Consider the following 10,995-nt stretch of genomic DNA (forward strand, 5'->3'; position numbering starts at 1 on the left):
GGGCAATGGTGTCCGGGGTCGATGGGGCAAGCTGTGAGGCTGTTGCTGCCACCGCTCATCGCCGTTTCCGGCCGTCCCGCCAGGGGAACCGCTTACGGAAATGGCGTGATGCGTGACCGGCTCCGCCCAGTTCGGATCGTCGGCGTCCCGCGAGGGAGTCAGTTGCGGGACGCCGGCGAGTGGCGATTAGCGTCGTGAGGAGGCGTCAGCCAGTTCTGCCTTCGCAGCGGTGCGTTGACGCTCAATGGCGCGGTAGACGGTGGAGCGTCCGACGCCGAACAGTTCGGCTACCTCCAGGGTGCTGTACTCGCCGCTGTGCACCAGCGACACAAGGTGTGCCTCCTGCTTGCGGCTCAGCTTGGGTTGCTTGCCCTTGAGTCGACCCTTGGCCTTGGCGACCTTCATGCCCTCGACCGTGCGTAGTCGGATCAGGTCGGACTCGAACTCGGCGACCATGGCCAGGACGTTGAACAGCAGCCGCCCGACTGCGTCGGTCGGGTCGTAGACCGACCCGCCAAGCGAGAGGCTGATCTGCCGGGTGGTGAGCTCGTCGGCGATCGCGCGAGCGTCGGGCAGGGACCGGGCCAGGCGGTCGAGTTTGGTGACAACCAAGGTGTCTCCCGCGCGGCAGGCGGCCAGTGCCTCGCGGAGTCCGGGGCGTTCGCGGTTGGTGCCGGTCAGGCCATGGTCGACATAGATCCGCTCGGCCTCGACACCGAGGCCGAGCAGGCCGTCTCGTTGCGCGGTCAGGTCTTGCTGATCGGTGGAGCATCGGGCGTACCCGACAAGTAGGGCGCTCATGGCGCACCTCCCAAAGGGGTTGGCCCGGCCACGCCACGGGATGTGGTCGGCTCGGGCGTCGGGCCGAACCCGACACCCCCAGGGACTGCCCTTCTTCCCCGGCCCGCAAGTACCGTCACTCCGCTCCTTCCCTCGACTCGCTTTTCGTAATACGATTTTGGCCATGGTCAGCGAAGAGCAGATCCAGCAATGGGCGGACGAAGCCGAAGCTGGCTACGACGTCGAGGAGATGAAGCGCCGCGGACGCGGCCGGCCCGGACGTGGTGCCGAGCCGATGCAGGTCGTTGCAGTACGCCTCACAGCGGAGGAGCTCGCTGCGGTCGACGCGATCGCCGAGCGAGAGCACATCTCGAGATCCGAAGCAATCCGCAGGGCGCTGGCCAGCTCTGCGGCGTGAAGGTCCACGACAGCGCGCTCAGACACGGGGTGCTCCTAGAGGACGCAGTTCAGGCAGCCGACTGGCCGCTCTGGCTCGAGCCGATTGATGATGAGGACTGGCCGCACCGCGAACTACGGCTCGGCTTCGACACCCAGGCCCGCCTACTCGAGACCGTCGTCCTGATCTTTGAGAGCGGCGACGAGATGGTCATCCACGCCATGCCGGCCCGTAAGCAGTACTGGGATCTCCTCCCCTGAACTGGGCGGCTCACGACCCACAAGCGGATCCGTTTGCGGCGATCCAGTCGACAAGTCCTCCGACCGTCGCCGTACGAAGTTCTGTACGGCGGTGCCTGGGTGGATCACAACAGCGTCGAGTAATCGGTTGGCAACACGTCGCCTGCCGCTCGTAGAGTCCGCACCATGAGTTTCTGTGCGAAGCCCTGGTTCGTCCGCTGACGGCGGCCGAACCCGACTGAGTTTCTCGTCCGCCGTCCTGGCCTATGCCGGGCGGCTACGCGTGCTGCCCGGCTCCCTGACGAGCTGAGAGAACACGCATGCTTCGCACTGACCCTTCTTCCCTTTCCTCCGACGCTCCTGCCTGGGTAACTCGCGGATTGCCTGCGGGTACCGCTGCCCACGTGCGCGCCGAGGGCATCGCTGTGTCCCTTGGTGAGCGCTCTGTCCTGGCCAGCGTCGACGTGACGGTCTCGAACGGCTCACGGTTGGCCGTGGTCGGCGAGAACGGCCGCGGCAAGACGACTCTGTTGCGCGTCCTGGCCGGCGATCTCTCGCCGGACGGGGGCGCGGTGACGCGCATCGGCACCCTGGCCCTCGTCGGGCAGACCCTCGACGTCGACAACGATCGCACCGTCGGGGACTTGCTCAAGGATGCCGTCGGCGACTCCCTAACCGCTCTTGACCGACTGGACGCCGCGACCGAGGCGCTGGCCGCCGGCGAGGCTGGAGCCGAGGACGCCTATGCGCAGGCCCTCGAGGTCGCCACGGTCCTCGACGCGTGGGACGCCGAACGACGTATCGACGTCGCTCTCGACGGGCTGGGCGCCTGCACCGACCGGAGTCGGCGACTGGCCACACTCTCGGTGGGGCAGCGCTATCGAGTGCGTCTGGCCGTCGTGCTCGGCTCGAGCACGGACCTGCTGCTGTTGGACGAGCCGACCAACCACCTGGACGCCGAGGCGCTTGCCTTCCTGACCCGACGACTCCGCGAACACCCCGGCGGACTGGCCGTGGTCAGTCACGACAGGGCACTTCTGCGCGAGGTCGCCACGACCTTCCTCGACCTGGACCCAAGCCGCGACGGTCTTCCCCGCGAGTACTCCGGCGGGTACGACGGCTGGGCCGAGGGCCGGCGCCGGGAGCGCGAGCGCTGGGAGCAGGAGCACGTAGCCCAGCAGACCGAGCGCGCCGAGCTCCAGCAGGCCGCGGAGGACGCACGCGGCCGTCTCCGCACCGGTTGGCGCCCGGACAAGGGGACGGGCAAGCACCAGCGAGCCACCCGCACCGCCGGGGTGGTGCAGGCCTTCAACCGCAGGGTGGAGGATCTCGAACGCCACCGCATCACCGTGCCCGAGCCCCCGCGGCACTTGTCCTGGCCAGATCGGCCCATCCGGGCCAATCGCCCAGTCCTCGACGGCCATGGGCTGGTCGTCGACGGTCGACTCGAATCCCCGGTCGACGTGTCGCTGACGAGCGGCGGCCGGCTGCTGCTCACCGGACCGAACGGCGCCGGCAAGTCCACTCTCCTCGCCGTACTGGCTGGTCAGGTCGAGCCGACACATGGACAGCTCCGCGTGCACCACGGAAACCGAGTGGCGCTGCTGTCGCAGGAGGCGCCCAGATGGAACCCGGACATTACCGCCTACGAGACCTACCGAGCGCACACGGACCGCTTCCAGGCACACGGAACGCCGGGGCAACCCCCGTCCCTGTCCGCCCTCGGGCTACTGGACGCGGCGACGCAGCGTGTCGCGGTCGGCCGGATGTCCCAAGGCCAGCAGCGCCGTCTGCACCTGGCGATGTGCCTGGCCGCGAAGCCCGACCTGCTGATGCTGGACGAACCGACGAACCACCTCTCGATCTCCCTCGTCGACGAGCTCACTCAGGCGCTGACAACAACCTCCTGCGCGGTAGTCGTCGCAACTCACGACCGGCAGATGCTCGCCGACCTTGCGACGTGGCCTCGTCTCGACCTGGGACAGCAGGAAGTCGACGACGCGTTCCCGAACGAACAGTGCGACGGGGGTTAGTCCGCAACGGGTCTGCGTGCCAGTCGACGTCGGGAGGCGCGAACCGTCCCGCAGGCCGAACGGCTATCGGCGCACGCCGTCGCCCCTCGCGCTGATTGACGACGTGTGCTCCGTCCGTCCGGAAGGGGATCGCTGACCGGTCACCGTTCGGCAATCGGAACCGTTCCTGTTGCGCGGTGACGAACCTGCGACTGTCGACGACGCTTGAAAACGAGGCCATAGCGACGGTCGAAAACGAGGCCACCCAGACAGATTGGATGGGTGATCTCTGTGGAGGATTGGGCTCTGATTCGGCGGCTGGTGGCGGACGGTGTTCCGCAGCGTCAGGTCGCACGGGACCTGGGTGTGGGTCGGTCGACGGTGGCGCGGGCGTTGGCCTCGGACGGGCCGCCGAAGTACGAGCGGCCGGCGGTGCCGACGGCGTTCACGCCGTTCGAGCCGGCGGTGCGCCAGCTGCTGGCCAAGACTCCCGACATGCCAGCCACGGTGATCGCAGAACGGGTCGGCTGGACCGGGTCCATCACGTGGTTCCGCGACCACGTCCGGCGGCTGCGGCCTGACCACAGCCCGGTCGATCCCGCGGATCGGCTGAGGTGGCTGCCGGGTGACGCGGCGCAGTGCGACCTGTGGTTCCCGCCGAAGAAGATCCCGCTCGAGGACGGCACGAGGACGCTGCTGCCGGTCATGGTGATCACGTGCGCGCACTCGCGGTTCATGGTCGGGCGGATGATCCCGACCAGGCACACCGAGGATCTGCTGCTGGGCATGTGGACGCTGTTGCAGCTCCTCGGCCGGGTCCCGCGCCGGTTGATCTGGGACAACGAGTCCGGCATCGGTCGCGGCAAGCGGCATGCCGAGGGCGTCGGGGCGTTCACCGGCACCCTGGCGACCACGCTGCAGCGGCTGAAGCCGTACGACCCCGAGTCCAAGGGCATCGTGGAGCGACGCAACGGGTTCTTCGAGACCTCCTTCATGCCCGGGCGTGACTTCACCTCACCGGCCGACTTCGACGCCCAGTTCAGCGACTGGCTGACCAAGGCGAACAACCGAATCGTGCGCACGATCAAGACCAGGCCGGTCGATCTGCTGAACGCAGATAGGGCGGCGATGCTGCCGCTGCCGCCGGTTCCACCGGCGGTCGGGTGGGCCAACCGGGTCCGGTTGGGACGCGACTACTACGTCCGCGTCGACTCGTCCGACTACTCGGTCGACCCCGCGGTGATCGGCCGGTTCGTCGACGTCACCGCCGACCTGACACGGGTCGAAGTCCGCCACGAGGGGCGCCTGGTCGCCGTCCATGACCGGGTCTGGGCGCGCGGCATGACCATCACCGATCCTGCCCACGTCGCGGCAGCGAAGGTCCTGCGTGAGCAGTTCCAACGCCCCCGACCAGCACCGGACCCGGACGACGGACTGCTGCGGGACCTGGCCGACTACGACCGCGCCTTCGGTCTCATCGACGGTGACCTCACCGACGGTGAGGAGGTGGCCTGATGGCGACCAAGGCGAAGAGCGACACCAACGAAGCGCTCAAGCAGCTGACGTATCTGGCGTCGGCATTGAAGGCACCCCGGATCACCGAAGCCGCTGGACGGCTGGCCGACCACGCCCGCGACGCCGGCTGGACCCACGAGGAGTACCTCGCCGCCGTCCTCGACCGTGAGGTCGCCGCCCGCAACGCATCGGGGGCCCAACTGCGGATCCGGGCCGCCGGGTTCGGTTCCCGCAAGACGATCGAGGAGTTCGACTGGGACGCCCAACCGGCTGTGCGGCAACAGATCGCCTCGCTGGCATCGGGCGGGTTCCTGACCGAGGCTCGCAACGTCGTCCTGCTGGGTCCGCCCGGCACGGGCAAGACCCACCTGGCCACCGGGCTGGGGATCGCGGCCGCGCACCACGGCCACCGCGTGCTGTTCGCGACCGCCACCGAGTGGGTCACCCGACTCACCGACGCCCACCGCGCCGGACGACTGCCCCAGGAGCTGGCCCGGCTGCGGCGCTACGGGCTGATCATCGTCGACGAGGTCGGCTACCTGCCCTTCGAGCAAGACGCCGCGAACCTGTTCTTTCAACTCGTGTCCAGCCGCTACGAACACGCCTCACTGATCCTCACGTCCAACCTGCCCTTCAGCGGCTGGGGCGGCGTGTTCGGCGACCAGGCCGTCGCCGCCGCGATGATCGACCGCGTCGTCCACCACGCCGACGTCCTCACCCTGAAGGGCGCCAGCTACCGGCTACGCAACCGCGGAATCGACACCCTGCCCAGCATCAGAACCCAAGACACGGCAGACTAGAAGACACGAACCGGTGGCCTCGTTTTCGAGCGTCGGATCGGCATCATTTTCGAGCGTTGCCGACAGCGACTCAGCGATCGCGCAGCGGCACCGATAGCTCGACCCCTCCGAGTCCGGACCTTGGGTCGAACGTCTCCGGGTAGATCTCGAGCAAGTCCGGAGCGTCTTGAGGAGTCAGACCGGCTGCCGGTAGTGCCTCGACGAAGATCGCTCGAATCGTGCTCGCGATGGTGGTGATGTGACCGGCGTGAGTGAAGGTCGCCCAACGTCCGGCTGGGAGGGCAATCCGGCTGAGCGGGTGGTGCACCTCGGTGCCGGCTGCGACCTCGACCCCACCCAGGTACATGTAGTCGGCGCCGCCTGCTGACATGTCGTTGATGACCCCGTACCTGGTGCTGCCCAGCTGCCCGGGGATGACGTCATCGAATGCGCGAAGGTCTTGCCACAGCGAGGGGATGCCGGCGAAGTCGTCGACCGGGAAGCGTCGACTGATGCCGGCGACGAGCAGTTGCTCGCGGCGTCGGACGGTTGGGGGTGCGAGTCGGTGGAGAACCGCCGGGTCCTCGCGCATCGGCTCGACTAAGGCGAGACCGTCGACGCCACCGCGGTCTCGTACCTGGGAGGGTGTATCGCCGAACTGCTGGATGAACGCGCGGGAGAACGCCTCGTGCGAGTTGTACCCGGCCTCGATCGCGACAGCAAGGATGTTCGGCGCGCCCTGGGCGAGTTCTCGGGCTGCCTCCGTCAACCGACGTCCCCGCAGGTATCCGCTCATGGTCTGCCCGGACGTCGAGGTGAACAATCGGGAGGTCTGAAAGCGCGAGAGTCCGCAGACACCCGCGACGTCATCAAGCGTGATCTCCTCGGAAAAGTGACTCTCGATGAACCAGATCGCCTTCTCAACGGGAGATCGGAGTGACATCGGCGTCCTCCCACTCCAAGGGCATTCGGTCACGGCGTTGCAACATCGAGTTGAACACGGTAGTCGGAACCGCAAGCCCCGGGTCCGCAGCAAAGCGACGCCGGATCTCCAGGTGGTTGGCATCCGGGTCGGCGGTGATTTCGGCGAGGCCGTCGAAGAACGTCAGTTCCTGTTGAGACAGCTCCGTGTCGGGTGCGGGCTGCGCGCCCCAGACATCCCAGGGTAGGACCTCGACCTTGTTGAGCGTGGCCACATCGCGCACGAGGCTGCCAGCCACGAACCACAACCCTCGCATCTCGTGCTTCTCGATGCCGAAAACCATCGGATCGCTCTCACCCGATCGGCACGAGCGCCAAGCCCGGGAGGCCGTCCAGAACTTGTCTCTAGGCACGTCGGTGATGTCGTGGTCGATCCCAAGCGCGGCGACGAACTTGTCGTCGAACTGGGGATCCAAGACTCTCCACCGTTGTTCGGAACCGTCCCAGTACTCACAAACCCAGTGGTCCTCTTGCTTGCCAGGCCCGAAGTAGCTCCCGAAACCTCCCCGGCTGCGTGCCGGGACACCGTGGTGGCGCAGGATCGCAACCGCCAACAACATGAAGTGACGGCAGATACCTACCACCCGCTTATCGGCACTACGCGGCTCGGCGAGGGCACGGTCATCAAGGGCCAACATCGCCTCGATGAGCGCTTCAGTAGTGCGGAGGTGTGTCTCCTCGCGCCGCTCGTCTGGGATGGCCACTGCGTAGAAGGGCTCGGCCACCCATTCGTAGATGAGCAAGTTCTGCACGGTCCGGGCAACAGCGGCCGGCTCAACAGGCAACTCATCGAACCGTGCAGCGTGCCTGCCCGGTGAACTGCTCACCGACTGCGCGGTGTAGTAGTCGAGCACGCTCTGCACCTGGGCGGAGTGGTTGGTCGCGGGGCTGGTGGTCATCGTCATTCCTGTCCGGTAGGGGATCAGGAGTCAACGCTGCCCTACGTCGCGGGAACGCACTTGATCGCAATTGCAACCTGTCACGTCGCAGACCTCCACCGCCGCACCGGCACGCTCTGTGTTCCGATCGGTGATCGGACTGCGGGACGCGATAGTGCCTCTCAGCTCGTGGGGACGTAACGGGTAAGCACGCAGAACTCGTTGCCCTCGGGATCAGCGAGGACGGCCCACCCCTTGTCCGGTCCATCGCGCCGGTCGTCGACGAGCGTGGCGCCCAACGCGAGGATGCGATCGACCTCCTCTTCGCGTGAGCAGTCGGTCGGGCGTACGCAGACATGCATGCGATCTTTGATCATTTTCTTCTCGGGGACCCGGGCGAAGATGATCTCGCGGTCCTCGGGCCCCACCAGCCAGCACTCCTCCTCGTCGGGCCCCATCTCCGCCTCGTCAAGGAGGCGGAAGTCAACCAGTACGTGTGACCACCACTTGACCTGTGCGTACGGGTCGATCGAGTCGATGCAGAAGTTCGATGTACGAGAAGCCATGTTCGCGATCATCGCCGATCCTGCCCGCGTTGAACACGGAGTTGCGCGCTCCGCGAGCCTATCCCGCACTGGTGACGCTCCGCGCGACGATCGTCCTGTGGTGTCATCTCAGTGGGCGGTACGTGCGCAGAGCCGGCCGCAGTGGCGCCCCCGAGATCTTTGTCGCAGTGACTGTTCGGCGTCGTACGGACGGCAGGTCGGCCTCGGGTCTCAGGTCTGCGTCAGCACCGGGACGCCTTCACCGGTCAGCCGATCGGCGAGTGCGGGACGCCCGGACAGCGCGAGTCCGATCGCCGAGGATGGCCCGGTGATCTCTGGTCCCAAGCCAGCGCTCCAGTCGAGGTCAGTTGCGCTCAGGGTCACCGCGGGCAGCGGCGGCACGCCGAATGCCTTGCGCGACTTGGGGTGGACGAGGAGATCGAGGGCGTAGTGCCAGAGCTCGACAGGTCGATCTTGAGGCAGGCCCAACGGCACGGCGATATCCTCACGGTGAATCAAGACGTCGGTCAGTGGGACTCTCCAGTCCATGCCGGGCGGGGTGAAGCGACTCTCGGCGTGGTCACGTAGCAACTGCACGAGCTCGTCGGCTGCCAGGGCAGACCGGTTGCGGACCATCACCTGATTTGCGATGTGGAACCGACCCCGTGCGCGGAACATGGCCCACGTGAATTCCGGTAGCCCAGCGGTCGGGCCGACCAGCAGGTGAGCGGCGACATCTTTGACGGTCCAGGCGCCGCAGAGGCTCGGCGCCGTCCACTGCTCCGGTGTAAGCGTCGCGAGCAGATCGGCGAGGGCGCGCCGTTCGCGCGCAATGAGGTCGAAGTTGTCACCCATGCCTGAAACCGTGCCACAGCGCACCTGGGTGCGCACGTTGCCGCAGAAGAGTTACAGCGTGACCAGTTCGGGATGGGCTCGCGGAGCGACCCGGTGCGGGATGCCGTACTGGCACGCTTCGCGAGCCGATCGCCTACCGGTCACGTGGCCCTGACCGACGGGCCGGCTCCTGATGGTTTCGGTTCGGGTTGGGGCTGAGAGGGGTGAAGCCGGCGGCCCGTGTTGTATGGGTGCCGAATGGCGTGCCGCCGCCCTCGGGTCGTGGCGTACGGCGGGGCACCCCCTTTTCGAGTTGTCTTGAACAGAATCGTGCCGACGTGGGCCCATCGGACCAACTAGGCTGTGATCGCGTGGCTTCCACGTCACGATGCCTCTCGGGGGAGAGGCGGGGGGCTGTCTGCGGGTCTTGTTGCTAGCAGGCAGCCCCCGTCACGTCGTGATGTCGGGGCGAGTGCGCACCGACCGCCTTTGGCGGCCGAGGGGTCTGCGCCGGGGGTGACGTCTCTCCGCGAGGTGCACCTGCCGGTGCGCTGTGTATGGCTTGGCGGGTGCAACTATGGCGCGATGAGCTCAGGCGTGACCACCTCTTAGTCGGTGGTGGAGCTCAGCGCCGAGAAGGGTCACCGGTCGGCGATTCCGCGCCGGGCCGCTGCGCCCACCCCATGGGCAACCGACCAGGTTCGAGAACGTCGTGTCCCAGGACCGTGAGGCCCTCGCCCGCTGGACCAAAGACAGCGGAAACTGGGCCGGCCCGGTGAGCCGTGGCCGAGTCGGCGCCCAGCAGTTGATGACAGCGGTGGCTCGACTCACGAGCGAGCAACGCAGGACCGACGTGCACTGCCACTTGCTGCATGGGGGCAAGGTCGTACTCGACCAGCCGCTGCCGTGGGAGGTCGTGGCTGTGGGCACCCAGGCTGGTCGCCACCTACCCGCGCACCAGCATCAGCTACTCGACCTGACCTGAGCAGACAGCGCAGCCACAGCCAAGCGCACTTGCCGCAGTGTGGACGGCACGGCACGAGCAACCACCACGCACAGCCCCACGGCTTCGATCGGCTCGACCAGGTGGCGGCCGCCGTCGACGTTGACGAGGACTGAAGGCATCCCGCTCGTCGACAACCTTCACTCAGAGGTAGCGGGCTGGCCCGTCGGCCTCGCCGCGGCCTGACGTCAGCCAGCATCTCACCGCGTCAGGGCGGCGTCTCTCGAGCTCATCCAGTACGGCCTGGCGTAGGTCGACGATGGCCACCGTTCGCGCCGGCGAGCGCACGTCTCGCACCATCCAGAACGTGACGCGCCACAGTCGGCACAACTCGGACGTGTTCAGATCGAGGACCCGGACGTCGTGGCACCCCGATACATCAGGCGCCTCCCTTCCCACGGTTGTCTGCGCAGCAGTCGCTCGCCGATCCCCGAGCATTGGCCCGCCAGGCCCGCCAGGCCCGCCAGGCCCGCCAGGCCCGCCGGACGCTGGGAGACGGTGTGGGGGGCCGGTGAGGCCCACGAAGTGGAGTGACATCCGCAGCACCGGCGGCGTCGTGGCCAGGACCACGCCAAGCCATACCAGCACCCAACTCGGCGAGACGAGCGACACTACTGCCGCGCACAGCACTACCGACGAGCACGCGGCGGCGATCAAACACCACCACGCACCCTGTTGAAAGTCGTAGGCCCGCTCACTTCCTCCGTCCGCTGTGGGTTCGGGGTGGGTGCGACCGTCGGTCAAGGCCGACACGGTGCCCGCCATCGCAACTGCCAACAGCAGCGGAGCGACCATCGCGATCACTCGTGCCATTCCCAACATAGGGATCGCGAGGAGCAGCGCACCCACGCCGCACCACGCGACCCCGCGCAGCCATCTCGACCAACTCATCGGTGCGCCCGTGTCCTTGATCATCGTCAGTGCCAGGTGCGGGAGCGTGCCACGCTGCGTACCGCCTTAGCCTCGATCCACCGATGAGGTTGGTCGGGTGAGCGTGCCGTGAAGTGAGAATGCCCTTACGTGCTGGAAGAA

The 10,995-nt window shown here is 67.2% G+C and carries 10 protein-coding genes; 5 read left to right on the plus strand and 5 right to left on the minus strand.

All coding sequences use genetic code 11. From position 1 onward, the window contains the following. Nucleotides 1–186 precede the first annotated feature (186 nt). Nucleotides 187–801 (minus strand): recombinase family protein, encoded by a 615-nt coding sequence (locus EUA06_RS20725; protein WP_129479332.1) that lies wholly within the window; start codon nt 799–801, stop codon nt 187–189. 163 nt (nt 802–964) lie between these two features. Between EUA06_RS20725 and EUA06_RS20730 the strand changes: the two genes are divergently transcribed. The 5 genes from EUA06_RS20730 to istB all read left to right on the plus strand — a co-directional run bounded on the left by EUA06_RS20730 (nt 965) and on the right by istB (nt 5,743). Beyond that, on the plus strand, nt 965–1,198 hold the full coding sequence (locus EUA06_RS20730; protein WP_129479334.1) for a ribbon-helix-helix protein, CopG family: 234 nt from the start codon (nt 965–967) through the stop codon (nt 1,196–1,198). Next, nucleotides 1,195–1,437 carry a toxin gene (locus EUA06_RS20735; protein ID WP_129479336.1) on the plus strand — a complete coding sequence of 81 codons (243 nt, stop codon included), beginning with the start codon at nt 1,195–1,197 and terminating at the stop codon, nt 1,435–1,437. Before EUA06_RS20730 ends, EUA06_RS20735 begins: the two co-directional genes overlap by 4 nt. Nucleotides 1,438–1,820: 383 nt before the next feature. Continuing rightward, complete coding sequence (locus tag EUA06_RS20740) at nt 1,821–3,449, plus strand: ABC-F family ATP-binding cassette domain-containing protein (protein ID WP_242498293.1); 1,629 nt, start codon at nt 1,821–1,823, stop codon at nt 3,447–3,449. Between the two features lie 261 nt (nt 3,450–3,710). Continuing rightward, the gene (gene istA / locus EUA06_RS20745; RefSeq protein WP_129479340.1) at nt 3,711–4,943 is read left to right on the plus strand and encodes an IS21 family transposase; all 1,233 of its coding nucleotides are present in this window, start codon (nt 3,711–3,713) and stop codon (nt 4,941–4,943) included. Then, nucleotides 4,943–5,743 carry an IS21-like element helper ATPase IstB gene (istB, locus tag EUA06_RS20750; protein ID WP_129479342.1) on the plus strand — a complete coding sequence of 267 codons (801 nt, stop codon included), beginning with the start codon at nt 4,943–4,945 and terminating at the stop codon, nt 5,741–5,743. Before istA ends, istB begins: the two co-directional genes overlap by 1 nt. A 70-nt stretch (nt 5,744–5,813) precedes the next feature. Here istB and EUA06_RS20755 read toward each other — a convergent pair whose 3' ends face one another. The 4 genes from EUA06_RS20755 to EUA06_RS20770 form a co-directional block, all read right to left on the minus strand. Continuing rightward, nucleotides 5,814–6,665, minus strand: coding sequence for an AraC family transcriptional regulator (locus EUA06_RS20755; protein WP_129479344.1), 852 nt, complete (start codon nt 6,663–6,665; stop codon nt 5,814–5,816). Further along, nucleotides 6,643–7,602, minus strand: a complete 960-nt coding sequence (locus EUA06_RS20760; RefSeq protein WP_129479346.1) for a transglutaminase-like domain-containing protein — start codon at nt 7,600–7,602, stop codon at nt 6,643–6,645. Before EUA06_RS20760 ends, EUA06_RS20755 begins: the two co-directional genes overlap by 23 nt. A 161-nt stretch (nt 7,603–7,763) precedes the next feature. Next, a complete protein-coding gene (locus tag EUA06_RS20765) occupies nt 7,764–8,159 on the minus strand; it encodes a VOC family protein (RefSeq protein WP_242498294.1) in 396 nt (131 codons plus the stop codon). Nucleotides 8,160–8,357: 198 nt separating this feature from the next. Continuing rightward, nucleotides 8,358–8,981, minus strand: a complete 624-nt coding sequence (locus EUA06_RS20770) for a maleylpyruvate isomerase family mycothiol-dependent enzyme (RefSeq protein ID WP_129479348.1) — start codon at nt 8,979–8,981, stop codon at nt 8,358–8,360. Nucleotides 8,982–10,995 lie beyond the last annotated feature (2,014 nt).

It is taken from the genome of Nocardioides glacieisoli, from assembly GCF_004137245.1.
GTDB lineage: Bacteria > Actinomycetota > Actinomycetes > Propionibacteriales > Nocardioidaceae > Nocardioides > Nocardioides glacieisoli.